We start from the raw sequence: 23,396 nt of genomic DNA on the forward strand, positions 1-23,396 counted from the left end.
GCACCGTCTCGACCTGCGCGCTGGCATGCCGGCCTGCTCGGGGCGAGCAAGGAACAGCCGCCATGCAGACACAAACCGATCATTCGCCACCACATGGCGCCGGGCGCCGACTCGATCTCGACTGGATCAGGATCGGCGCCTTCGGCCTGCTGATCCTCTACCATACCGGCATGCTCTATGTGTCATGGGACTTCCATGTGAAGAGCACCCACCGTCTGCGCGAGCTCGAGCCGCTGATGCTGCTGCTCAATCCGTGGCGGATGGCGCTGCTCTTCCTGGTCTCGGGCGCCGCGACGCGGTTCATGCTGGGCAAATACGAGGTCGGAGCCTTTGCACGGCGACGCTCGGCGCGGCTGCTGATCCCCCTCGCCTTCGGCATGCTGGTGGTGGTGCCCCCGCAATCCTGGGCGGAGATCGTCGAAAAGCTCGGCTTTTCCGGCCGCTATCTCGACTTCTGGTTCGGACACTATCTCGCCTTTGACCAGAGCTTCTGCCGGATCGCGAACGGCCGGCAGGTCTGCATCATCCTGCCAACCTGGAACCACCTCTGGTTTGTCGCCTATCTCTGGCTTTACACGATGGTGCTCGCCGGCCTGCTTGCGCTGGCCCCAACTCTGGCTGCACGCGCCGAGCCGCTTCTGGAGCGCGCCTTGCCCGGCCTGCTCCTGCTGACAGCGCCGGCGCTGCTACTCGGGCTCAACCGCTTCCTGATCTTCCCGGCCGCGCCACCCACCTACATCGTCGTCGGCGACTGGTACCAGCACGCCCTGTACGGCTTCTGCTTCCTGTTCGGCTTCCTCGCCGCGCGCTCGCAAGCGCTGGCCGAGCGGACCGAGCGGCTGCGCTGGCTGGCGCTCGCCCTCGCCGCCATGGCCTTCCTCGCCACGCTCTGGCTGCGCGCACAGCCGCAGGGCGAGTTCCAACGCCTGGTCAGGCCGTTCGTCTATGGGCTCGATCAATGGTGCTGGATCGTCGCGATCCTCGGCTTCGCCCGCCGACACCTCTCGCGGCGCGACGGGCCGGTGCGGCGCTACCTCGTCGAGGCCGTGTTCTGCTGGTACATCGTCCACCAGACCGTGATCATCCTCGCCGCGCACTGGCTCAAGCCGCTCGCGCTGCCGGCCGGACAGGAAGCGGCACTGGTCATCGCCATCGCGGCGCTGAGTTGCGCCGCGACCTACGAGATTGCGCGGCGCGTCGGCTGGGTGCGGCCGCTATTCGGGATCGCAGCGGACAAGCGCGGGCGCCTGCCCGCTTCTAGCCTTCAGCCCTCCAGTGCTTCGGCGACGTCCTCATAGGTGCGCAGGCCCGTGCGCGGCGCATAGACCAGCACGGCCATGTTGCCGGGCGCATGCTCGTTCTTCCACATCTTGTGATGAGCGAGCGGGATCTTGTCCCAGGGGAAGACCTCGGACATGCAGGGGTCGACGCGGCGGTCGATGACGAACTGGTTCGCGGCGGAAGCCTGCTTCAGATGGGCGAAATGCGAGCCCTGCACGCGCTTCTGCCGCATCCAGACATAGCGGGCGTCGAAGGTGATGTTGAAGCCGGAGGTGCCGGCGCAGAACACCACCATGCCGCCGCGCTTGGCGACGAGGCAGGAGACCGGGAAGGTCGCCTCCCCCGGATGCTCGAAGACGATGTCGACGTCCTTCTTGCCGGTGATGTCCCAGATCGCCTTGCCGAACTTGCGGGCCTCCTTCACCCAGGCGTCGTATTCGGGCGAGTTGACCGTGGGCATCTGGCCCCAGCAGTTGAAGTCCTTGCGGTTGATCACGCCCTTGGCGCCGAGGCCCAGCACATAATCGCGCTTGGTCTCGTCGGAGATGACGCCGATCGCATTGGCGCCGGACGCAGCGCAGAGCTGCACGCCGAAGACGCCGAGCCCGCCCGAGGCGCCCCAGATCAGGACGTTGTCGCCTGGCTTGATCGTGTGCGGGGCGTGGCCGAAGAGCATGCGGTAGGCGGTCGCGAGCGTCAGCGTGTAGCAGGCCGCTTCCTCCCAGGAGAGGTGCTTCGGCTTCAGCATCAGCTGGCGCGACTGCACCCGGCAGAACTGGGCGAAGGAGCCGTCCGGCGTCTCGTAGCCCCAGATTCGCTGGGACGACGAGAACATCGGGTCGCCGCCATTGCACTCCTCGTCGTCGCCGTCGTCCTGGTTGCAGTGGACGATGACCTCGTCGCCGACCTTCCAGCGCTTCACCTTGGAGCCGACCGCCCAGACGATGCCCGACGCATCCGAACCGGCGATGTGCAGCTGGCCCTTGTGGACGTCGAAGGGCGAGATCGGCTGGCCGAGGCCGGCCCAGATACCGTTATAGTTGACGCCGCCGGCCATCACGAGGAGCAGCACCTCTTCCTCGCCGATCGACCAGGTCGGCACGACCTCGACCTTGAAGCTGTCCTGCGGCGGACCATGGCGCTCGCGGCGGATCGTCCAGGCGTACATGTTGGCCGGGACATGGCCGAGCGGCGGCAATTCGCCAAGCTCGTAGAGATCCTTCAAAGCGGGCTTCGCAACGGGTTGCAGCTGTGCCATCTCACCTCTCCCTTGTCGCCACGCCTCTGATCCGGTGGCGTTGCCGGCATCATGCAGGTCAATGCTGCACTGCGCCATACACCTATCGAATTATGCCGCAGCGCAAAAAACAAGAGGAAATGCGGAAAGTTCCCCGCCGCTTGCCTCCTGGCGAGGCCACGGCGATACCACCTGCATGGACATGATTCGAGAGCTTCACGGCACGACCGTGCTCATCTGCGCCGAAAACGGCTCGCCACTCGCCGCCGAGCGCGACATCAACGACTTCCTCGGCGCCGCCTGGGCGGCTGACGCGGCGATGGTGGCGATCCCGGTCGCGCGGCTCGATCCCGCTTTCTTCCAGCTCGCGACGCGGCTCGCCGGCGAGGTCGCGCAGAAATTCGTCAACTACCGGATGCGCCTGGCGATCGTCGGCGACATCAGCGCTCAGTGCTCACAAAGCAAGGCGCTGCGCGACCTCGTCTACGAGAGCAATCAGGGCCAGGCGCTCTGGTTCGTCGAGGACCTCGCAGCGCTCGACGCCAGGCTGGCAGCCTGAAGGCGATCAGGCCTGGCGGCTCGCCGCCAGCATGTAGTTGACGTCGAGATCGCGCGAGCGCGACCAGCGATCGGCGAGCGGGTTGTAGGCGACGCCCTCGCGGGCGAAGACCGAGAGCCCCCCGGTCTCGATCGCCGCCTCCAGCTCGTCCGGCGTCACGAACTTCTCCCAGTCATGGGTACCGCGCGGCAGCCAGCGCAGGATGTACTCGGCGCCGACGATGGCGAGCGCATAGGATTTCAGCGTGCGGTTGAGCGTCGCCATGACGAGCAGCCCGCCCGGCTTCACCGCCGCACAGCAGGAGGCGACGAAGGCCTCGACATCGGCGACGTGCTCGACGACCTCCATGGCGAGCACGATATCGAAGCGCGCGCCGGAGGCGACGATCGCCTCGATCGTCTCCTCGCGATAATTGACGCCGACGCCGGCCTTCTGCGCATGCGCCCGCGCTACGGCGATGTTGGTCGTGGCCGGATCAAGCCCGGTCACCTCGGCACCGAGCCGCGCCATCGGCTCGGACAGCACGCCGCCGCCGCAGCCGATATCGACGACGCTCAGCCCTTCAAGCGCGCGCAGCGACTTGGGATCGCGATCGAAGCGCTCGCTGGCGAGGTCGCGGATGAAGGCGAGCCTGACGGGATTGAATTTGTGCAGGACCGCCATCGGCCCCTTCGGATCCCACCAGCTCTTCGCCAGCGCGTCGAAGCGCGCGACCTCGGCCGGGTCGATGGTGGAGCCTTCGCGTGCCGCTGCCGTCATCGCCTTTGATATCCCGTTTATGCTCGTGCGGGCCGTGGCTGCATTGACACTTTCCGCGCTGCCCGTCATCTACACCCGCCCTTCGCTAGGTGCGAGGGGACGTTTCGTCCCGGCCCGGCCGGGCGCAGATTAGAGAGCCTTTAGACGTCATGGCCCGTCTGGTGATGAAGTTCGGCGGCACATCGGTCGCCACTGTCGAGCGCATCAAGAACGCGGCCCGCCACGTCAAACGCGAATTCGACGCCGGCAACCAGGTCGCGGTCGTGGTCTCGGCCATGTCGGGCAAGACCAATGAGCTCGTCGCCTGGTGCAAGGAAGCGTCCTCCGTCTACGACCAGGCCGAATACGACACCGTCGTCGCCTCCGGCGAGCAGGTCACCTCGGGCCTGATGGCGATCGTGCTGCAGGAGATGGGCCTGCCTGCCCGCTCCTGGCAGGGCTGGCAGATCCCGCTCTACGGCTCGGACGCGCATGGCTCGGCCAGGATCGAGGGCGTCGACGGCGCCGGCATCCTCGCCGGCTTCGACCGCAACCGCGAAATCGCCGTCTGCTCCGGCTTCCAGGGCATCAACCCGCGCAGCCACCGCATCGTGACGCTCGGACGCGGCGGCTCGGACACCAGCGCCGTCGCGCTCGCCGCGGGCCTGAAGGCCGATCGCTGCGACATCTACACCGATGTCGACGGCGTCTATACCACCGATCCGCGTATCGTCCCGAAGGCGAGACGGATGGACAAGGTCTCGTTCGAAGAGATGCTGGAGATGGCCTCTCTCGGCTCGAAGGTGCTGCAAGTGCGCTCGGTCGAGATCGCCATGGTCCAGCGCGTGCCGACCTATGTGCGCTCCTCCTTCGACGACCCCGACAATCCCAATCCAGGCACCCTCATCTGCGACGAGGACGACATCGTGGAACAGCAGATCGTCACCGGCATCGCGTTCTCGCGCGACGAAGCCCAGATCACGCTCCGGCGCGTGGCCGACAAGCCCGGCGTCGCCGCGGCGATCTTCGGGCCGCTGGCCGACGCCAACATCAATGTCGACATGATCATCCAGGTCGTCTCCGACGACCAGGCGACCACCGACATCACCTTCACCGTGCCGACCGCCGACTACGAGCGCGCCCGCAAGCTGCTCGAAGATCGGCATAACGACATCGCCTATCAGGCGCTGCAGGGCGCGACTGACGTGGTGAAGATCTCGGCCATCGGCGTCGGCATGCGCAGCCATGCCGGCGTTGCGGCCCGTGCCTTCCGGGCGCTGGCCGAGAAGGGCATCAACATCCGCGCGATCACCACCTCCGAGATCAAGTTCTCGGTGCTGATCGACGCCGCCTATACCGAGCTGGCGGTACGCACGCTGCACTCGCTCTACGGGCTGGACGCGGCCTGAGATCAGCGGCCGCGGCCGGCGAAGACGTTGCCGCGTATCACGCGGCACGACTCGGACAGGACCTCGACCGGCGGCACCGGCCCATCGCGCCCGACGCGCATCCGGCAGCCGAAGCCGCCGGCTTGCGGAAACACCTCGATCGTCTGCGTGACCTGCACGCCGATGCCGTTGACCCAACTTCGCGTCAGGGCCGAGCCGTTCCAGGCCAGTTGGCTCGTGCCGCCCTGCCCGTCCCCGACGGACTCGCGTCCCCCGCCACGACCAGGCACGGTCGAGCGCACATCCGCCCGGTGGAAGATCCGGGACGCTTCCGAGATATAGACCCTGTCGTTCCAGAAGAATCCGATCGGCCCCATCCGGCCGATCAGGCGCTCGCGATACGAAATCACGATGGAATGGCCACGCAGGCTGTCGATGTCCAGCGCCTGCGCGCCGCCTCCGAGAGCCACCGCCAGAGTGCACAGGATCACCACACGCGCACTCATCGCCGATCTCGCCCTGACGTTGCGGTAACCGCAGGATGCCAAGGCCAGCACGTGTGGGCAAGCCGCGCCGCGAATGCCCCTTCAGCGCCGCGATATGATCACGAAATGGCCCGATCGCTTCCAGCCTCTGATCCCATTGCTGGTGTCAGATCGTGCTTTCCGAGACCGATGGAAGGACATGCCATGCGTATGATCACGATCGCCGCTGCGAGCACCGCCGTTATCCTGGCCGGCGCCGCCTATGCCCAGGCGCCGTCGACGGAGCGCCCCTCGGCCAAACCGCCCGCCTCCTCGCAGGAAGCTCCTGCAGGCGCCCCGACGATCACCTCGGTCAAGGTCGTGGAGATCGACGAGCTTCCCGAAGCGAGCAAGGCGCAGGTCAACCAGCTGGTGGCGACCCGCACCGCCGACGAGCTCGAAAAGCTGCGCCAGGCGATCGAGAAGGCGCCGGCTGCCAAATCGGCCGTCGAAGCCAAGGGCTTCTCGACCCGCGACGTCGTGCTCGCCCAGGTGAGCAACGAGGGCGAGCTGACCATCGTCACCAGGAAGACCAGCTGATCGGGCCGAAGCCGATCGGCTGGATTCGAACGGTGTAGCGAGCCCGGGACGGACTATGTCCAGAACGGGTTCGCCGCCTCGAATCTCCGCCAGCGCTTCTTGAGCTTGCGGCCGGATTCGATGGTATGGCGGGATTGCCAGCCATGGATGGCGCCGGCGGCGAAATGCAGCTCCGGCCCCGGCGCCTTGCCATCGCGCAGTTCGGCCAGGAGGTGCTGCGTCGTCGCCGCATCGTTGGCGAGGCCGAGCGCCTCCTGCAAGCGCGACAACCGAGCCAGGTATCGTCGCGCCGCCGGGCCGTCATGCAGCGGCAGGAAGAATTCCGCGGTGTAGCGGAGCTTCTTCAAGGCCAGCCGCAATTCGTGACGCCCTTCGGGCCGGAGGCTGCCGAAACCGCGGCCACGCTTCAGCGCTTGGCGATGCGTGCGTGCCAGCACTCGCCCGGCGAAATCATCGGCGGGCTCGGCCAGCACCGCCATGGCCTCGCTGGGAAGGCCGCTGCGCCAGCCGCGGCGCTCGATCAGGGCGCCGAAGGACAGCAGGAACCGGCTGGTCTGCGGGTTCTCCAGTCGCTTGGCGATATCGGCATAGCTTTTCGTCTGGAATGGCTCCGCCGCCTTGCGCAGCGCCGACAACCCGGCATCGTCGAGCCCGTCGGCCTCGATATCCGGCACGGTCTGGGTGATGAAGACATCCCAGTTGCGGGCCGGCCCCAGCACATGGCCGAGGCGCTTCGCTTCCCGCCCGACCGGCTCGAATGCAGGCGAAGCGACCTGCCGCTTCAGCACCGACAGCGCCGAGCGCAGGCGGCGCAGCGACACCCGCATCTGGTGGACACCCTCAGGACCCGAGCGCGTCGCCACCGCCGCAAGATTGCCGAGAAGCTGCCTGTAGGTGTTGGCGAGGATCGCGGCGATCGCCGCATCGGCATTGTCTTGCGCGCCGATCTCGACCGGCCTGGCCTTCACCGCCTGCGGCAGGCGCGCGAATGCGAGCCCGTAACCGCGCGCCGACTTGCTTTGCGTCGCGAGCTGCAACGGGGCGACGTCCAGCATGGCGAGCCCGAGGTCGTAGAGCGCCGCCGCCTCGCCTTCCTTCAGTTCGAGTTCGACCTCGCTGACCTGCAGGGTCTTCTCGCCGGCTTCGATCGTGCCGTCGTCGAAGGCGATCTCGATCAGCGCGCCGGCATAGTCGAGGCGACGCAAGCGTCGCCTGACGCGCGTGGCGAAGACCGGCGCGAGCTGCCCGGCCGACAGGCTGGCGAGCGGCTCGCCGATCTCCGCGAGCGGCAGCAGAGCAAGATCGAGCGTGCCATCGGGCAGCGCGACCTCCCATTCGTCGCGCGCCAGCGGATCGCCCGAGCCCGAGCGCTTCAGCGTCTGGACATGGCGCTTGCCGCTGCGGCGCACCCGCAGCGCCAGGCCGTTGCGGTCGAGCAGACGGTCTGGCGTGTCGTAATAGACCGCGTCGAGCCGGCGGGTGACGCCCTGGTTTCGGGCATGGCGCGCAATCAGATCGGCGCCGCGCAGCGCCTCCAGCGCCTCGGGCGACGCGGCCAGCTTCAGCTCGATCTCGCGCGGCGGCTGCGTCTGCGGCTCGGAGGCTGCGACACCCTCGGGCTGGGCGGCATCGTCTCTCGGCACGGCGTCCAAGGCTTCTCTCCACCGGGCAGTGCGTGAGCCGCGACACTAGCTGCGCAGGCGGCAGCTTGTCACCACTTCGCCCGAGGACCGAGCCCCGGGCGAAGTGGCGCAGGCGTCAGAGTGCTTGCCGGATCGCGGCCTCGACGGGCGAAGAGGCGCCATCTTCCCGATCCAAGCGGAGCGGCTCACGCGGCAACAGCGGCGGCTGCGCCATGAAGCGCGGCGTCTCGCCGCGATGCGGCTGAGCGGAATGCACCAGGAAAGGATGGCAGAGATAGACCGTGCCGGCCTGCCCCGTCGCCAGCAGCTCCTCGCACCCGGCGCTGCCGGCGAAGCCGTCGAAGGCCAGTTCGCGCAACGACAGGCCGGCCTCGCCTGCCGGCGCGAGCTGGCGGGCGATGTGATGATGCGAGCCCGCCCTGATACGCGTCGGCGCATCCTGCTCGCCGACATCGGAGAACAGGAAGAGCATCAACAGCGCCCTGCCCTTCGAGGCGAGATTGACGCGCCAGTTCATGAAATCGGGATCGTCGAAGCCGAAGCTGACATCGACATGCCAGCCGGCATCGCCCGGGTCCTCCGCTGAGGGAAAGCGCACCGGAAAGGTACCCATGGCGCGGCAGGGCAGCCAGCGCCCGGCGCCGACGAGCTGGTCGAAGGCCCGGTGCAGCAGCGGAGTGTTCGCCGCTGCGACGAAAGGCGCGTCCGTGTACATACCGAGCCGGATCACCGGCTTCGTCCAGCTTGCCGGATCATGCGGATTGCAGGCGAGATCGCGCCAGAGGATGGCGCGGGCCTCATCGGCAAGCGCAGGCGGGAAGGCATGATCGAGCCGGACGAAGCCGCGCTCGACGAAATGGGCGATCTGCGCAGCGTCGAGGACGCGGGCGCCGGTTTCAGGATGAACCATTGACGGATGTCTTTCGATATCGGCCAGCCGAAACGCCCGCCGCACGGGCAGGCTGGCAAAGGACCTTCGGATGCGGAGCATCCGTTTGCGGTGCCCGGGCGCGATACGCGCTTCAGGTCCGCAGGAAGGTCAGACGAGATCGAAGACGGCAAACATCATCATGATGCGTGCAGTATCGCAGCGGCCGCCGGGGCGATCAACCCTGCGGGCCTCGATCTGAGCCGAAAGGCGCTCTGGCCAAGCCGGCAGCTGCCCTGCCACGATATGGCATCCCCGGATTCGGGCCCGGATACTGAATGCGGATCGCCATCCTCTCCGACATCCACGCCAACCGCGAGGCGTTCGAGGCGGTGCTGCAAGCGATGCGCCGGCTCGCGCCGGACACGCTGGTGCTGCTCGGCGATATCGTCGGATACGGCCCCGATCCGGGGTTCTGTGTCGATATCGCACGCGAACTCGTCGCCGCCGGCGCGATCTGCATCCGTGGCAACCATGACGAAGCCGCGGTGCACGGCCCCGCCGGCATGACGCCGAATGCGCATGAGGCGGCGCTGTGGACCAGGGCGCAACTCTCAGCAGGGCAAAGCGCCTTTCTCGACAGCCTGCCGCTGACGGCAAAGCTCGACGGCGTGCTCTTCGTCCATGCCAGCGCCCGCGACCCCGACGCCTGGCACTATGTCCGCGACCTCCGCAGCGCCGAGGCCTGCCTGGCGGCGACAGACGCGGCAACAGTGGTCTGCGGCCACACCCATCTGCCGATGATCTTCTATGCGAGGGCCGGGCGCGAGCCGGTGGCGTTCATCCCCCTGCGCGACGTCCCGGCGCCGCTTTCGGCCGTACACCGGCATGTCGTCGTGGTCGGCGCCGTCGGCCAGCCGCGCGACGGCGACCCGACCGCATGCTTTGCCCTGCTCGATACGCAGGCGCGCGAGGTCACCATGGTCCGCGTGCCCTACGACACGCAGGATACCGTGCGAAAGATCAGGGCGGCAGGTTTGCCCGACTGGCTCGGCCTGCGCCTGCAGATCGGCAGATAGGGGGCAAGATGGAACGGCCTCACACCGGCTCGGTCATCGATGGCTTCACCCTGGGCGAGCGGCTGAAGGCCGGCGGCATGGCGACGCTCTGGCGCGCCACGCACCCGGATCATCCCGGGCCGCTCGTCGTGAAGATCCCGGTGCTCGACCCCGGCGCCGACGTCTCGGCCATCGTCGGCTACGAGACCGAGGTGCTGATCCACAAGCGCCTGTCGGGCCCGCATGTGCCGCGCTTCGTCGCGTCGGGCGATCTCGCCCGCATCCCCTTCATCGCCATGGGTCTCGTTGCCGGCACAGCCCTGGCCGATCGCATCAGGCAGGCACCCCTGACCTTCGCCGAGGTCCAGCGCATCGGCATCGCGATCGCGACGGCGCTGGCCGATCTGCACCGGCAGCACGTCGTCCATCTCGATCTCAAGCCCGAGAACGTGATCCTGACCGACAAGGGCGCGGTGCTGCTCGATTTCGGCCTCGCCCGCCATGCCGAATTGCCGGACCTCCTCGGCGAGGAGAGCACCGAGCCGATGGGGACATCAGCCTATATCGCGCCGGAGCAGGTGCTGGGCGAGCGCTCCGACCCGGCGAGCGATCTCTTTGCGCTCGGCTGCCTGCTCTATCAGATGGCATCGGGCGAAGAGCCGTTCGGCCGGCCCAAGACCGTGCCCGGCATGAAGCGGCGGCTCTATCATGCGCCCAAATCCTTGCGCGCGGTCAATCCGCAGGCGCCGGCCTGGCTCGAGGCGATCATCGCACGCTGTCTCGAGGTCGATCGTGGCCGGCGCTATGCCGATGCGACCAGGCTCGCCTTCGACCTGCGACACCCCGAGCAAGTCACCGTCTCGCGCAGGCGCCCGACCGCCGGGGAACGCAGCCTCGCCAAGCGGCTGGTCGACCTGTTCCAGAAGCGCGACGAAGCCGCGGTCACAGGCACGCCGACGGTGGCGCGACGCAAGGCAGGCCCCTCGATCGTGCTGACCGCCGTCGATCTCTCGGAGGGGCTGGATGCGCTGGCCGCCGCGATCCTCGCCGAGACGAGCCGGCTCTTGGCCGCCCGGCCAGACTCCTCCCTCGCCTGCCTGACGGTGCTCAAGACCGAAATCATCGGGGAGACCAAGACCGTCGATGCGGAAGGTCGCTTGCTCTACATTGGCCGGCTGGTAGCGCTGAAGGACTGGGCCCGGCCGCTGCACCTGCCGGAGGACCGCGTCAGCTATCACGTGATCGAGGCGGTCAGCGCCGCCGATGCGATCCTGCGCTATGCCGGGCACAACGACATCGACCATATCGTGCTCGGCGCCCGCTCCTCCTCGGCCGTGCGCCGCCATCTCGGCAGCGTCTCGACCAAGGTGGTGGCGGAAGCTCTGTGCTCGGTCTCGGTGGTGCGGGTGAAAGGCGGGGCGGAAGCGTGAGCGATGTCACGTTGACCTCTCCGCCCGCGCCTCCGAGTATGCCAAGCATGCCGGCTGCTCCCTCCGCACGAACCGAATTCGATCCCGCCCGGCTGGACGCCTTCCTGCGCTCCACTTTGCCCAGCCGTGCCCAGGGTCAGATTACGGTCGAGCCGATCAGCGGCGGCCAGTCGAATCCGACCTTCTTCGTCTCCTATCCCGATGCCGGCACACGGCTCGTCCTGCGCAAGAAGCCGCTGGGGCCGCTGCTGCCCTCTGCGCACGCCGTCGAGCGCGAATACCGCATCCTGAAGGCGCTCGCCGGCTCTTCCGTGCCGGTGCCGCCCGCGCTGTTGTTGCATGAGGCCGACGATGTCGTCGGAACGCCGTTCTACCTGATGGAGCGGCTGGAGGGCCGCGTCTTCCACGACACCGCCTTGCCCGGCGTTAGCCCTGGCGAGCGGCGCGCCATGTATTTCGCCATGGCGGAGGCGCTGGCCGCGCTGCACGGCTTCGACTGGCAGGGCACCGGCCTCGCCGACTTCGGCAAGCCCGGCAACTATTATGCACGCCAGCTCGCGCGCTGGGGCCGGCAATGGCGCGAGACCCGGACGCGCGAGATTCCGGCGATCGACCGAGTGATCGACTGGCTCGGCGCAAACCTCGACGAGACGCCGGACACGACCATCGTCCATGGCGATTTCCGGCTCGGCAACCTGATGTTCGCGCCATCGGAGCCGAAGGTCGTCGCGGTGCTCGACTGGGAGCTCTCGACGCTCGGACACCCGCTCTCCGATGTCGCCTTCTCGTGTCTGCCCTGGCATTCGACACCGGACATGTATGCCGGCATCGTCGGGCTCGACCGCGAGGCGCTCGGCATTCCGACGCAGGACGAGTACATCGCCCGCTATTGTGCCGCCGCCGGGCGGGTCGAGGGCCCGGGCCGCTTCCACATCGCCTTCTCGCTGTTCCGCTTCGCCGTCATTCTCGATGGCATCGCGGCGCGGGCGAAGACCGGGAACGCAGCGGCGGAGAATGCCGTCGCGGTCGGCGCGATGGCGGAAAGCTTTGCGCAGCGCGCGCAGGCGCTGATCGACCAGACGAACTGACGAGGAACGCCATGGATTTCGCCTACTCGGCCAGGGTCGAAGAGCTGCGCGCCAAGCTGCAAGCCTTCATGGATACCCGTGTCCAGCCGGCCGACGCCGCCTGGAAGCATGAAGTCGAAGCCGGACGCTATCCCAGCGCGCTGATCGACGATCTCAAGGCCAAGGCGAAGGCCGAAGGGCTGTGGAACCTCTTCCTGCCGGCGCTCAAGCCGGACGAGCCCGGCACGCGCCTGACGAACCTCGAATACGCCCCGCTCGCCGAGATCATGGGCCGGTTCTACTGGTCCTCGGAGGTGTTCAACTGCAACGCTCCCGACACCGGCAACATGGAAATCCTGCATATGTTCGCGACACCTGAGCAGCGCGAACGCTGGCTGAACCCGCTGCTCAATGGCGAGATCCGCTCCTGCGTCGGGATCACCGAGCCCGGCGTCGCCTCATCCGACCCAACCAATCTGCAGACCACCATCATCCGCGACGGCGACCACTACGTCGTCAACGGCCGCAAATGGTGGACGACCGGGGCGCTGCACCCGAAGGTGAGGTTCTGTATCGTCATGGGCCTGTCCGATCCACGGCCCGAGGCCGATCCGCACAAGCGCCACAGCATGATCATCGTGCCGATGGATTCGCCCGGCCTGACGGTGATGCGCAATTTGCCGCTGCTGAACCATTATTCGATCGAAGGCCACACCGAGACCGACTTCAGCGAGGTCCGGGTGCCGGCCGCGAACCTGCTCGGCGAAGAGGGCGCAGGGTTCGCGCTGGCGCAGGCGCGGCTCGGGCCGGGACGCATCCACCATTGCATGCGCACCATCGGCCAATGCGAGGTCGCGCTTGAGCTGATGGTCGAGCGTGCGCTGGAGCGAAAGGCTTTCGGCCGCAACCTCGCTGACTATGCCAATGTCCAGGACTGGATCGCCGAAGGGCGGATGGAGATCGACCAGGCCCGCCTGCTCTGCCTGCGCGCCGCCTGGATGATGGACAAGCACGGCAACAAGGCCGCGCGCACCGAGGTCTCGGCGATCAAGGTCGCGGCGACGCGCTTGCAGACCAGAATCGCTGATCGGGCGATGCAGGTCTTCGGTGCAGGCGGACTCTCAAACGACACGCCGCTCGCCTTCATCTACTCCTGGGGCCGGGCGCTACGCTTCATCGATGGCCCGGACGAGGTCCACCTGCGCACCATTGCCCGCGCCGAGATCAGGAAGCGCAAGGAGAGCAACCGCAGCACCTTCGCCGAGCAGGGTGTGCTGCGGCCTTGGGTGAAGGGCGCCTAACAGGCGTGAGGAACGCTTTCGCCAAGACTTATGCTAAGGCGGGCGCTCGCTGATCGTCCGGCCAGATTCTCGGCGTGACCGGATCGCAGAACGGCAGGGTAGCGGCCTTGCGGACGGCCTGCGCGAGATGCTCGTTCACCTCTGCCGTGGTCGTCTTCAGCCCGTATTTCACCGCGGCGAGGCTGACCGTCTCGTCGACGATTCGGATCGCCGCCATCACCGTCGCGGCGCAGAGGCGCACATCGAAATCGCCCTTCGGGCGATCGAGGCGCTCGGCGATGATCTCGATCAGTTGTTCCTCGCCGATGTGACAGGACATTAGCCACGCCGTTCGCAGCGCCGGCTCCTCCGGCAGCCTAGCGAGGAGCTTCACGACCAGGATGTCGTCGGCGAGGTCCTGCGGCGCCATCTTGTCGGGACCGAGGCTGGCATGGAACAGCTCCTCGATCGCGACATCGCGCGGCCAGCGCCGCAGGATGTCGGCGAATCGCAGCGACGAATGCGCGAAGAGCGGCTCGACAGTGCTCTCCTTCGAGCGGAAATGCCGCCATAGCGTGCGGGTCGCGACCCCGGCCGCCGCAGCGATGTCGTCACCGCTGGTATCGGCGACACCCCGCTCCAGGAACAGCCGCGCCGCATGCCTGGCGAGCGCCAGGCGGGTATTCTCTCGGGCGAGGCTCCGGCTCATCCCCTTCATGTGCTCCCTATTTTCGAGTCATTCAAGTCGTCATACTAATGCCACTTGCAGACATATTAAATGTCACTAAGTGACATATACGAATGCCCCAACCAGAATCGTCGACGAGGTGACCGCGCATGACCGCCATCGAGACCAAGATGCCCCTCCCCTACCCGCCGACGCGCCGCGTCGATGTCAGCGAGCGCCGTTTCGGGCATGAGATCGCCGACCCCTATCGCTGGCTGGAGAACGACCCCCGCCGCGATGGCGAGGTGGCCCGATGGGTGCAGGAGCAGACCGCGCTGGCTCGCAGCTACCTCGACGGCCTGCCGGCCCGGGAGGTGTTTCGCCGGCAGATCTCGGCGCTGTTCGACTATGAGCAGTCGGGCGTACCGCTGAAGCGCGGCAATCGCTACTTCCACACCATGCGGCAGGGCCTCAAGAACCAGGCGACACTGCATGTCCGGGACGGCGTCGAGGGGCCGGGTAGGCTGCTGCTCGACCCAAACGACTGGTCGGAGGATGGCGCCGACGCCATCGCCGAATGGGATGCTTCGGATGACGGTGCCCATGTCGCCTATGGCGTGCAGCGCGGCGGCATCGACTGGCGCGAGATCAAGGTGCTCGACGTCGCCACCGGCGAGACCCTGGCCGACGCGATCAAATGGGTGCGCTTCGGCAATATCGCCTGGGCGAAGGACGGCTCGGGCTTCTTCTACTCGCGCTATCCCGAGCCTCAGCCGGGCACGGAGGCGCAGGCGAACGTCGCCAATCACGCTATCTACTTCCACCGGCTGCGAACGGCGCAGGCGCAAGACCGGCTGGTCCATGCGACGCCCGATCGCCCCGATCTCCTGCATCTGGCCGGCGTGACTGATGACGGGCGCTACCTGATCATCCATTCGACGCCGGGAGCGTCGATGACCATGGTCAGCGTGGTCGACCTGACAAGCGACGATTGGACGGTTCGCCCCGTGGCCGGCGCGGATTTCGCTGCCGAATGGGCGGCCGTCGGCAATGACGGCACGACGATCTTCGTCGTCACCAGCGAGGGCGCGCCGCGCCGCAGGATCGTCACCTTCGACCTCGCCGAGGCGGCGCGACAGCCACGCGAGATCGTCGGCGAGGACGAGGCTGCTCTCCAGCATGGCTGGCTCGTCGGCGGCCGCCTGATCCTGTCCTATCTGGTCGATGCCAGCACCGAGCTGCGGCGCCACCGGCTCGATGGCACGCCGGACGGCACGGTCGAGCTGCCCGGCATCGGTAGCGCCGGCATTCGTGGCACACTGGCGGATGACGAGGCCTTCCTCGCCTATACCAGCTTCAATGCCCCGCTGACGATCTATCGCTACGAAGTGTCGACCGGGAAACGCACGGTCTGGGCAAAGCCCGCGATCGGTTTCGACCTCGCCGAGATCGCGGTCGAGCAGCGCTTCTACGCCTCGAAGGACGGCACCAGGGTTCCGATCTTCGTGATCAGGCGCAAGGGCGTGCAGGCTCCGGCGCCGACGCTGCTCTACGGCTATGGCGGATTCTCCATCAGCCTGACGCCGTATTACGCGCCGACGCAGCTGGCCTGGGTGGCGCAGGGCGGCACGCTCGCGATCGCCAATATCCGCGGCGGCGGCGAATACGGCCGGGCGTGGCACGATGCCGGCCGCCTCGCCAACAAGCAGAACTCCTACGACGATTTCATCGCCGCGGCCGAGTTCCTGCGCGGTGAGGGCATTGCCAGGGACATCGCGATCCAGGGCGAATCCAATGGCGGCCTGCTCGTCGGCGCGGTGACGAACCAGCGCCCCGACCTCTTCGCCGCCGCCCTACCCGGCGTCGGCGTGATGGACCTGCTGCGCTTCCACCATTTCACCGGCGGCACCTTCTGGAAATACGATTTCGGCGATCCGCAGGACCAGGCGGCGTTCGAGAACCTCCTTCGCCTCTCGCCCTATCACAACATCGCCGCTGGCAAGCCCTACCCCGCCATCCTCGTCACCACCGCCGATGCCGACGACCGCGTCGTGCCCGGCCACAGCTTCAAATATGCCGCCGCGATTCAGGCCGCCGAGATCGGCTCCAGGCCGCGCCTGCTGCTCGTCGAGACCCGCGCCGGCCACGGCGCCGGCAAGCCGCTCGGCAAGGTCATCGCCGAGGCCGCCGACATGTGGGCCTTCGCTGCCCGCTGGACCGGGCTCGAGACCGGCCGGGCCTGACGGCACCCCTCACCCCAACCACGAACTGGAGATACCCAATGAACCGCTTCTCGATCGCAGCCGCATTCATGCTCGGCGCGGCGCTGTTCTCGCCGGCCTTCGCCTCAGATGCCGAGGCGAGCGAAGCCCTCCCCGCGAGCCTCGCCGCGAAACTCGACGAGCTCCCCGCCGCCTTCACGATGACCGCCGCCAAGCGCCGCCGCCTGATGATGATGCAGGACGCGACGCGCCAGCAGCGCTGGCACGAGCGCCGGCGCGGCTATGGCTATGGCTACGGCCATCCCAGCTATGGCCGACCCTATGGTCCGCCGCCGCGCCATGGCTATTACCGGCGTTATGATCGGTTTTAGCCGCTAGCTCTTAATCGGCAACGGCAGGAGCCGCGGCGAGCTGGACCGCGACCGTGCCGAACCAGCGCGTCTCGACCTCGAAGCGCGCCGGCACGGGGAACTCGCCGCCCTCGCGCAGCGCGAGCAGGACCGAGCCCTTCAGCGGCCGCATCGCCGCCTCGCGATCATCGTCATGGCGGAAGCCGGCGATCGTCCGGACGGTGAAGCCGCAGCTCAGCCCGCGGCCGTTCAGCGGCCCCTGGTCGCTGACCTGCACCCTGGCCGAGGAGGTCATGACCGCGACCGAGCGGCGGCGGCCGTCATAGATCGCCGTCGAGCCGTCGCAGCTTTCGCTCTCCGCCACCTTCTTGAGCATCCCGGCGAGGCCGGAGAGCGAGTCGACCGTGCCGCGGATCAGCTCGGGCGGGACGGCCTCGCGGTCCTCGTTCGACGGCTCCAGCCGCCGGATCGTCGGCACGCCGCGCTGATAGTGCATCTCGCTGACATAGGCCCGGCCGCGCCATGAGCCGTTCGCCTGGTAGAGCCGCGGCTCGGGGCCGCTGCGGCCCCAGCGGCCTTCGACCTTGCCGGATTGCTCGGCCGCCCCGACGAGCTGGGCCGCCCGGTAGGGGCGCGTGCGGATCTCGATACGATAGCCGGCGCGGTCGAGCAGCGAGGTGACCTCGATCTCGCCTAGCGTGACCCCGCCCAGCACCGTGACATCGTAGCGAAGGCGCAGCTCGCGCGCCGAGGCGGCCGAGGGAGCAGCGCAGCCGAGCGCCCCGGCGATCAGGGCCCCTGCCGCGAGGGCCCTGGCCTGTCTCGATGCGACGCCGGTCAACCTCCCGCCGTGCTCGGACCTAATCGCCGTCGCCGGAGAGGCCGCACACCGTCGCAGCCGCCGCGCGTCGTTACTGTCGAAGCCGCACCCGAGCATCCGCATCATCCCGCACGAGACCGGTAGGTCCCCTTCCCTCCGCGTGGCCGCCCAGCATGACAGAGCCGAGGCGATGTGCCGTTGTAGCGTGAAGGACGAGAGCCCAGCCATGCACGAAGGCGCGACGGCCTACGGTTTCGGATCAGGCGATGCAGGGCCTCCGGACCGGCGGATTCTGCAGGGATGCGCGCTGGCCTTCATCGACAGCCCGGTGCGGACAATTCAGCCCCTTCCAGGGCTAAGTCGTGATCACCGTTCCAGCTGCGGCTTCCGGTCAGTAGGGCGTGACGTTCGCCGGGATCGTGACGATGGTCTGATCCCGCGGCAAAGGCGGGCCGGCGGGTTTCGTTCTGCCCAGCATTTCGAGAAGCGGCAGCACCGGATCGCGCGCAAGTTCACGGATAACGCGCCGCTCCAGCCAGTTCAGCCGCCAGGGCAGCACGGCCGCCTTGAAGAGGCGGCCGCGATTTCTCAGCTCCAGCCCGTCCGGCGGCCCCTTTCCCAGGGCTTCCTTCGTCAAGGCCGCCCGGATGAAATCCAGGCCCGCGAGCGTCATGACGTCCATTCGGAACCAGAAGCGCGGATTGCTCTCGATGAAGAAGACCTGACCATCGGCTCGTTCACGCAGGTCGAACCCGATCACCCCATCGAGCTTGAGATGGGCGGCGACGACCCGGCTGAAAGCATCGACATTGGGGCGTCGAACGAAACGGATGCCATGGCGCGCAAAGGTGTAGGCGACCTGACCCGTGATCTCGCCGCGCTCGCACAGATAGAAGACGCAGAGATCACGGCCGGGAATGAAATCCTGTGCCAGGATCGGGCTGTAGTCGATCCGCCCGAGCAGATCCTCCGGCCCGTTGATCCGGCGCACCCCCCATCCGCCATCGAGGTTCGTCGGCTTGACGATGAAGGGGTAGATCAGTGCGCCCGTGGCGGCAGCGGCGCGCAGCTCGGACCAGGTCTCGAAGATTCGCGTCCCCGGCACGGGCAGGTCGAGATCACGGCAGAGCTGATGAAAGGTGAGCTTGTTGTTCAGCAGATCGAACGCCTGCCCAGCAGGAACAGGGAAGCAAGGCGTCTCGAAGCTGTCCGGATAGGCTGCCAGAAAGCGGGTCGTGTGCCCACAGGTCGGAAGGATACAGGAAATCTGATGATCTTTTGCGTAGCTGTCTATCGTAGACGCCTCACCAGGACCAGCAAGCGCGAACGGTTTTCCTAGATCATGGAAGGCCCGACAGTGACGAGAATGCCTGAGCCAGGCCCCATCGCCAGTCCCGATGATATGAATATCGTCGAAATACGAGGATACTGCTTTCAGTATCCTGTATTCCATCCGAAATCTGTCTGCCAGAAGGATTGCGCGACCGCTCATTGCTCGACTTCCCGCTGCGGGCGCCAAATGAGGATGAAGCACATCTGAAAATTCTTTTTCGATTATCGGATTTCCTCATATTCGCCTGCCTGCTCCCCTGCCGCAACCGATCTGCCCACGAACCAATGGTGTTAAGCCGATTGATCTCTGGAAGGCGCGAGACCTTCGTAGATCATGAGGCAGCGCATTCGGTCCTTGGGGTCGCGGGTGGACGAGGCCGATCCTATCAACGCAATGAACAGGCAGTCGGGCACGGCGTGGCGCGGCGACCTGCCCTCTCGCCTGCCGCGCTCCTCCGCCGCCGTCCGAGCGTATCCCGCGCAGCCACTCGGCCAGGCCGAGAGGCTTGAATCGGAGATCGTCACTGCCTCGGATTTCGCGCGATATCGGGATGACTGGGACGATCTCGTCCGTCGCGCCCTGATCCCGAACGTCTACATGCACCCGGCGGTTGCGCTCGCCGCCGAACGGCATGCTGGACGGCCTGTCGTCGTCGCGCTTGTCTGGCGCGTATCCGGGCTCGGTCGGATTCTCGTCGGCGCCTGGCTTCTGGGCGAGTTCACAGAGCGGCGCGGCTTCTTCAGGGTTCTCGATACGGCGTTGAACCGGCTCGTCTTCTCGGGCACGCCGGTCGTCGACGCCGGCCTGGTGCCGGACGTGCTCGACAAGCTGCTGGACGCCATCGCCGACCAGCCGAACCTTCCCGGGATCATCGTCGCATCCGATCTGAATGCGGACGAGCGCTTGCTGCCGTGTCTGCGCGGCGTTCTCGCCCGGCGCCGGTCCCGCGCCGTGGTCGTGGGGCGGCGACGGCGAGCCGTCCTGACACGCGGAACCGAGGCGGAGTTCCCGAGGCATCCGGAGGCCTCCGCGAAGCAGAAGCAGAGCTTCCGCCGGAGAAGCCGGCGACTGACAGAGGCCGGCATCGAGCCTTTCACCTTGGCGCGCGGCTCACAGGTCGCGGACGCGTTCCGGGCGTTCCTGGAGATCGAGGCCAGCGGCTGGAAGGGCAAGCAGGAGTACAAGGGCTGGGCAATCCGGCTCGACCCGGCGCTGGAGCCATTCGCGGCGGAGATGATCGAGGGCCTGGTGCGCGCCGGATGCGCGAGCATCGAAGGCTTGCGGCGGGGCGAGCGCTGGATCGCCTTCTCGATCTGGCTCCGCTCCGGCTCGCGCGCCTTCGGCTGGAAGATGGCCTATGACGAGGCCTTCGCCAGCTTCGGGCCCGGGCGCCAGCTCTCGGAACGGGTGACGGCGACGTTCACGTCCGATCCCGCACTGGCCGATTTCGACAGCTGCAACGGCTCGGAGACGTCCTTTCACGCCACGATCTGGCCAGAGCGGCTCGACCTGGTCGACATCGTCATCGACGCGCGGCGCGGCGGCTCGGTGCCGGGCACGCTCTTCATGATCGTCGAACTGGCGTATCGCCGCGGGCGAGAATGGCTGAAGGCCGCGCGCGATACGGTGCGCGCATCTTGGCGTCGCTTGCGCTCAGGACGCTGAACACGCCATGGCTGAGGTAGTTTCGCGACATGGCGATAGCGCGGCCTTTGGGTGAAAACGGCCCTGTCTCGATGCGATGCCGGCTGCCCCCTCCCCGCGCAAGGTCGCCGTCGCCGGAGCAACTGCACAGCCTCGCAGCCGCTGCGCGTCGTCGCTGTCGAAGTCGCGCCCGAGCATCCGCATCATCCCGCACAGGACCGGCAGGTCCCCTTCCCTCCGCGTGACCGCCCGGCGTGACAGGGCCAAGCGATGTGCCGTTGTAGCGCGGACGACGAGAGCCCCGCCATGCACGAAGGCGCGACGCGTTGGGGTCTCAGATCGGACGATGCAGGGTGAGGCCGCCGCGGTGTTGGAGCGGCTGCCGGTTAAGTGTATCGGAGGCCCGTGTAGCTGGGCATATTCTAACCGTTCCGAATGCGGTCGACGACAGTGCGGTATCGATCGGGAATCTTCGTGATGATCTCATGCCAGAAGAATGAGCATTCGATGATGCCGCAGGCATAAGGCATCACCTCATAGGGCGGGAAAGAAAAGGTTACGGTGCGACGGTCAAACGTGAAGCGATCCAAGCCCTGCCAAGCATTGGTTTCCATTTCCTCGCGGGTCGTAAGTGAAAACGTCGAACCGTCATCGTCGGTACCGTAAGCGGCGACCAAACGGTCGAAGCACAGGCCGGCGAGCCACTTGGCGGTTTCGTCATCCCAATTCAGGAGCTCCCGAATCCCGACGAGGCCACCGGCATTACCAAAAAAATTTAGACTCTCGACGCCGTGATTTGGATGTGCGCCGCCACTGTAGTCGTGGATGTAGATCCGAATCGAGAGCAGGTCGTCGTCGCGATAGAATTCGGTCACAGCGACTTCCTGCCAGAGCTCTTGAGGGTCAAGCTGATCCGGGCGATACTCGAGCAGTTGCTCCGCCTGGGTACGCCAGCCTACATGCTGTGCCAGCGCGCGGGAGGCGATACTTGCGTTAACGAGTTCCCAGAACGGCGTCTTGCCGGGATATTGCGGGTATGATGCCCGGGACGTGAACCCCTCTGTCCCTTCCATCAGTTCGACGTTCTTCGACGTCACTGGCGCCTCGGCGGCCTCCACAGTCGGCGCCTCCGTGGCGATTGACTGAGTGGGATTCTGCGGCTTGCGGCCCTCCAATTGGGCCACCCTCTTCTCGACCGCCCGCAGCAAATCCGACTGCCAGCCGTCCTTGAACTTGTCGACGTAATGCCAGACGGTTAGCTGCACCGGCACTCGATATTCTTCTAGCCGCATGAACATCGCCAGGTTGCTGCTAAAAGGCTCGTCCTCGAGCAGCCGCAGAGTTTCCCGGATTTCTCGCATCGCGACGCTGCGGCGACGCTCGATCACTGGCGACAGCAGATGGATGATGAAATCGGCAGCCTTCTGGCCAGCTAGGCGCTCGGCGTCCCAGTTGTCTCCGCCAACCAACAGGTCTCCATCCCGCCAGACACTATAGCCGGCGCCCTTGAGGCACGCAGCGACGTCTTTCGCGTGCTCTAGGTCCTCACGGGCATATCCGAGGAAAATCTGCATCGCCTCGGCTACCGCTGGCCGTGTAACGTTCGAAACCGCTCGGCGAGCTTTCTTTGAAGCTCTTGCAGGCCCTCGCCATTGTTCAAATAGCTCAGCTGGCGATGATGCCGCAGGTCGAAGGGGATGTCGCCATCGCTTTGCGAGATCGGCACGACATGCTTACCCAGGGTGTGCGCGATCCCAGCTTCGTAGAACACGTTCGCGTTGCGGCCGGTGAAATCGCAGACGACGATGAAGGACCGGTAGATCAACGAGAAGATGTCCTGGATGACTGCGGAGTGCTCCCAGATGTCATCGGCTTTTTGGCACTGAAAACCGGCCACCTTGGCCGCGGCCTCGATCGCTGAGTAGACCGGCTTCATACCGGAGTGGAACGGCATCATTACCGAGATTAGCATCGGGTCGACCAGCGCATTCGGGACCTCGAAGACCTTTGGTTGGAACACGATCGTCTTGCCGGTTGACTTGCCGCTCGACACATTCTCCCCTTCGCCCTGGCCGCGCTTGCGTGCAAACGACTCCATGATCGCGATGTTGCCCGGGTCTCGCTTCGAGATTCCGATTAGCACCGGCAAGATGGTGTCGGGGTAATCGGCATCGTCCCAGCTTAGGCTCCGCAAAAGCCGCGGGTGATTGGTGACAATGTCGTCCGAGCCGGTCAGTAGGCCAAGTTCGTGCCAGTCCCCCTCCGAGAAATGCTCGCGGGCCAAGTCTCGAATCTTCAGTAGTCGTTCGCTGTCGTTTGCCACTTTACCTGCGTCCCGCGGTGGTGTCGCCGAGGCAGCATGCGGGGGCACGCCGGGAATTTCCAGGCCAAGTTCATAGGCCATGCGCAGGATGATCTCGTCGCTGACCCCCGCCAGGGCGGTCTTCGCATAGAGCCGCTTGCTATTCATCGGGGCGTCGACGGGCTTTGGGACGGAAAATCCGCCGAGGAATGCGTCGACGTCGGCGAAGCTGAATCTGCTCTGGAGCTCGGTGCCAATCTTCTCGACTAGCGTGATCTTGTCCGTAACCCGCACGTGCCATTCCCTTCGTTTTCTGCACGTATCACGTCGCCAACGAGAGCGGCAGGTTCCGCTACCGAAGCGGAATCCGGTTAAGGCAAGCGGTCATTCTGATAAAGGCAGCTCCAGGCATCCAGACCGAGCGGACTCGAAGCGGCTTAGCTAC

Annotated in this window: 21 protein-coding genes; 11 read left to right on the forward strand and 10 right to left on the reverse strand. The window is 66.5% G+C overall.

Annotation, left to right across the window (positions count from 1 at the left end):
* The first annotated feature begins 62 nt into the window (after window positions 1-62).
* Window positions 63-1,298, forward strand: coding sequence for an acyltransferase family protein (locus V7S63_RS04640; protein WP_336529349.1), 1,236 nt, complete (start codon window positions 63-65; stop codon window positions 1,296-1,298).
* Here the strand turns inward: V7S63_RS04640 and ccrA are convergent.
* A complete protein-coding gene (gene ccrA / locus V7S63_RS04645; RefSeq protein WP_091830204.1) occupies window positions 1,265-2,539 on the reverse strand; it encodes a crotonyl-CoA carboxylase/reductase in 1,275 nt (424 codons plus the stop codon). The two genes, V7S63_RS04640 and ccrA, sit on opposite strands and share 34 nt — an antisense overlap.
* Before the next feature lie 175 nt (window positions 2,540-2,714).
* Here ccrA and V7S63_RS04650 point away from each other — a divergent pair, with 175 nt between their 5' ends.
* Entirely contained in the window at window positions 2,715-3,077 is a 363-nt protein-coding gene (locus V7S63_RS04650) for a DUF4180 domain-containing protein (RefSeq protein ID WP_091830206.1), read from the forward strand.
* A gap of 6 nt (window positions 3,078-3,083) precedes the next feature.
* Here the strand turns inward: V7S63_RS04650 and ubiG are convergent, their stop codons facing one another.
* Window positions 3,084-3,836 (reverse strand): bifunctional 2-polyprenyl-6-hydroxyphenol methylase/3-demethylubiquinol 3-O-methyltransferase UbiG, encoded by a 753-nt coding sequence (gene ubiG / locus V7S63_RS04655; protein WP_336529350.1) that lies wholly within the window; start codon window positions 3,834-3,836, stop codon window positions 3,084-3,086.
* A 149-nt stretch (window positions 3,837-3,985) separates the two neighbouring features.
* On the opposite strand from ubiG, the gene V7S63_RS04660 reads away from it, so the two are divergent.
* Complete coding sequence (locus V7S63_RS04660; RefSeq protein WP_100963054.1) at window positions 3,986-5,224, forward strand: aspartate kinase; 1,239 nt, start codon at window positions 3,986-3,988, stop codon at window positions 5,222-5,224.
* 2 nt (window positions 5,225-5,226) lie between these two features.
* Here the strand turns inward: V7S63_RS04660 and V7S63_RS04665 are convergent, their stop codons facing one another.
* Window positions 5,227-5,709: a hypothetical protein gene (locus tag V7S63_RS04665; RefSeq protein WP_100963053.1), complete on the reverse strand. Its 483-nt coding sequence runs from the start codon at window positions 5,707-5,709 to the stop codon at window positions 5,227-5,229.
* A gap of 183 nt (window positions 5,710-5,892) precedes the next feature.
* Here V7S63_RS04665 and V7S63_RS04670 point away from each other — a divergent pair, with 183 nt between their 5' ends.
* The gene (locus V7S63_RS04670; protein ID WP_336529351.1) at window positions 5,893-6,267 is read left to right on the forward strand and encodes a hypothetical protein; all 375 of its coding nucleotides are present in this window, start codon (window positions 5,893-5,895) and stop codon (window positions 6,265-6,267) included.
* Window positions 6,268-6,320: 53 nt separating this feature from the next.
* On the opposite strand, the gene V7S63_RS04675 is transcribed toward V7S63_RS04670, so the two are convergent.
* Window positions 6,321-7,910: a CYTH and CHAD domain-containing protein gene (locus V7S63_RS04675; RefSeq protein ID WP_336529666.1), complete on the reverse strand. Its 1,590-nt coding sequence runs from the start codon at window positions 7,908-7,910 to the stop codon at window positions 6,321-6,323.
* A gap of 115 nt (window positions 7,911-8,025) precedes the next feature.
* Entirely contained in the window at window positions 8,026-8,820 is a 795-nt protein-coding gene (locus V7S63_RS04680) for a phytanoyl-CoA dioxygenase family protein (RefSeq protein ID WP_336529352.1), read from the reverse strand.
* Window positions 8,821-9,116: 296 nt separating this feature from the next.
* On the opposite strand from V7S63_RS04680, the gene V7S63_RS04685 reads away from it, so the two are divergent.
* Genes V7S63_RS04685 through V7S63_RS04700 form a run of 4 tightly spaced genes read left to right on the forward strand, consistent with a single transcriptional unit; the run spans window position 9,117 to window position 13,634 of the window.
* On the forward strand, window positions 9,117-9,857 hold the full coding sequence (locus V7S63_RS04685) for a metallophosphoesterase family protein (RefSeq protein WP_336529353.1): 741 nt from the start codon (window positions 9,117-9,119) through the stop codon (window positions 9,855-9,857).
* Between the two features lie 8 nt (window positions 9,858-9,865).
* The gene (locus V7S63_RS04690; RefSeq protein ID WP_336529354.1) at window positions 9,866-11,266 is read left to right on the forward strand and encodes a bifunctional serine/threonine-protein kinase/universal stress protein; all 1,401 of its coding nucleotides are present in this window, start codon (window positions 9,866-9,868) and stop codon (window positions 11,264-11,266) included.
* A gap of 47 nt (window positions 11,267-11,313) precedes the next feature.
* Entirely contained in the window at window positions 11,314-12,354 is a 1,041-nt protein-coding gene (locus V7S63_RS04695) for a phosphotransferase family protein (RefSeq protein WP_336529355.1), read from the forward strand.
* 11 nt (window positions 12,355-12,365) lie between these two features.
* Window positions 12,366-13,634, forward strand: a complete 1,269-nt coding sequence (locus V7S63_RS04700) for an acyl-CoA dehydrogenase family protein (RefSeq protein WP_336529356.1) — start codon at window positions 12,366-12,368, stop codon at window positions 13,632-13,634.
* A 28-nt stretch (window positions 13,635-13,662) separates the two neighbouring features.
* On the opposite strand, the gene V7S63_RS04705 is transcribed toward V7S63_RS04700, so the two are convergent.
* Window positions 13,663-14,322 carry a TetR/AcrR family transcriptional regulator gene (locus V7S63_RS04705; protein ID WP_336529357.1) on the reverse strand — a complete coding sequence of 220 codons (660 nt, stop codon included), beginning with the start codon at window positions 14,320-14,322 and terminating at the stop codon, window positions 13,663-13,665.
* 128 nt (window positions 14,323-14,450) lie between these two features.
* Between V7S63_RS04705 and V7S63_RS04710 the strand changes: the two genes are divergently transcribed.
* Window positions 14,451-16,523: a prolyl oligopeptidase family serine peptidase gene (locus tag V7S63_RS04710; RefSeq protein ID WP_336529358.1), complete on the forward strand. Its 2,073-nt coding sequence runs from the start codon at window positions 14,451-14,453 to the stop codon at window positions 16,521-16,523.
* Window positions 16,524-16,561: 38 nt separating this feature from the next.
* Window positions 16,562-16,873 (forward strand): hypothetical protein, encoded by a 312-nt coding sequence (locus V7S63_RS04715; protein WP_336529359.1) that lies wholly within the window; start codon window positions 16,562-16,564, stop codon window positions 16,871-16,873.
* Window positions 16,874-16,883: 10 nt separating this feature from the next.
* On the opposite strand, the gene V7S63_RS04720 is transcribed toward V7S63_RS04715, so the two are convergent.
* Both V7S63_RS04720 and V7S63_RS04725 read right to left on the reverse strand, forming a co-directional pair.
* Entirely contained in the window at window positions 16,884-17,693 is an 810-nt protein-coding gene (locus tag V7S63_RS04720; protein WP_336529360.1) for a DUF3108 domain-containing protein, read from the reverse strand.
* Between the two features lie 370 nt (window positions 17,694-18,063).
* Complete coding sequence (locus V7S63_RS04725) at window positions 18,064-19,164, reverse strand: ATP-grasp domain-containing protein (protein ID WP_158673512.1); 1,101 nt, start codon at window positions 19,162-19,164, stop codon at window positions 18,064-18,066.
* A gap of 207 nt (window positions 19,165-19,371) precedes the next feature.
* Between V7S63_RS04725 and V7S63_RS04730 the strand changes: the two genes are divergently transcribed.
* Complete coding sequence (locus V7S63_RS04730; RefSeq protein ID WP_336529361.1) at window positions 19,372-20,670, forward strand: GNAT family N-acetyltransferase; 1,299 nt, start codon at window positions 19,372-19,374, stop codon at window positions 20,668-20,670.
* Between the two features lie 401 nt (window positions 20,671-21,071).
* On the opposite strand, the gene V7S63_RS04735 is transcribed toward V7S63_RS04730, so the two are convergent.
* Window positions 21,072-22,223, reverse strand: coding sequence for a TIR domain-containing protein (locus tag V7S63_RS04735; RefSeq protein ID WP_336529362.1), 1,152 nt, complete (start codon window positions 22,221-22,223; stop codon window positions 21,072-21,074).
* 8 nt (window positions 22,224-22,231) lie between these two features.
* Window positions 22,232-23,245, reverse strand: coding sequence for a hypothetical protein (locus V7S63_RS04740; protein WP_336529363.1), 1,014 nt, complete (start codon window positions 23,243-23,245; stop codon window positions 22,232-22,234).
* Window positions 23,246-23,396 lie beyond the last annotated feature (151 nt).

The organism is Allobosea sp. CCNWLY174 (assembly GCF_037120455.1).
Lineage (GTDB): Bacteria > Pseudomonadota > Alphaproteobacteria > Rhizobiales > Beijerinckiaceae > Allobosea > Allobosea lupini.

Bases quoted from the DNA above. Each gene is read 5' to 3' on its own strand.
- V7S63_RS04640 (WP_336529349.1), top strand. From the start codon at position 63: ATGCAGACACAAACCGATCATTCGCCACCACATGGCGCCGGGCGCCGA.
- ccrA (WP_091830204.1), bottom strand. From the start codon at position 2,539: ATGGCACAGCTGCAACCCGTTGCGAAGCCCGCTTTGAAGGATCTCTAC.
- V7S63_RS04650 (WP_091830206.1), top strand. From the start codon at position 2,715: ATGGACATGATTCGAGAGCTTCACGGCACGACCGTGCTCATCTGCGCC.
- ubiG (WP_336529350.1), bottom strand. From the start codon at position 3,836: ATGACGGCAGCGGCACGCGAAGGCTCCACCATCGACCCGGCCGAGGTC.
- V7S63_RS04660 (WP_100963054.1), top strand. From the start codon at position 3,986: ATGGCCCGTCTGGTGATGAAGTTCGGCGGCACATCGGTCGCCACTGTC.
- V7S63_RS04665 (WP_100963053.1), bottom strand. From the start codon at position 5,709: ATGAGTGCGCGTGTGGTGATCCTGTGCACTCTGGCGGTGGCTCTCGGA.
- V7S63_RS04670 (WP_336529351.1), top strand. From the start codon at position 5,893: ATGCGTATGATCACGATCGCCGCTGCGAGCACCGCCGTTATCCTGGCC.
- V7S63_RS04680 (WP_336529352.1), bottom strand. From the start codon at position 8,820: ATGGTTCATCCTGAAACCGGCGCCCGCGTCCTCGACGCTGCGCAGATC.
- V7S63_RS04685 (WP_336529353.1), top strand. From the start codon at position 9,117: ATGCGGATCGCCATCCTCTCCGACATCCACGCCAACCGCGAGGCGTTC.
- V7S63_RS04690 (WP_336529354.1), top strand. From the start codon at position 9,866: ATGGAACGGCCTCACACCGGCTCGGTCATCGATGGCTTCACCCTGGGC.
- V7S63_RS04695 (WP_336529355.1), top strand. From the start codon at position 11,314: ATGCCGGCTGCTCCCTCCGCACGAACCGAATTCGATCCCGCCCGGCTG.
- V7S63_RS04700 (WP_336529356.1), top strand. From the start codon at position 12,366: ATGGATTTCGCCTACTCGGCCAGGGTCGAAGAGCTGCGCGCCAAGCTG.
- V7S63_RS04705 (WP_336529357.1), bottom strand. From the start codon at position 14,322: ATGAGCCGGAGCCTCGCCCGAGAGAATACCCGCCTGGCGCTCGCCAGG.
- V7S63_RS04710 (WP_336529358.1), top strand. From the start codon at position 14,451: ATGACCGCCATCGAGACCAAGATGCCCCTCCCCTACCCGCCGACGCGC.
- V7S63_RS04715 (WP_336529359.1), top strand. From the start codon at position 16,562: ATGAACCGCTTCTCGATCGCAGCCGCATTCATGCTCGGCGCGGCGCTG.
- V7S63_RS04725 (WP_158673512.1), bottom strand. From the start codon at position 19,164: ATGAGCGGTCGCGCAATCCTTCTGGCAGACAGATTTCGGATGGAATAC.
- V7S63_RS04735 (WP_336529362.1), bottom strand. From the start codon at position 22,223: ATGCAGATTTTCCTCGGATATGCCCGTGAGGACCTAGAGCACGCGAAA.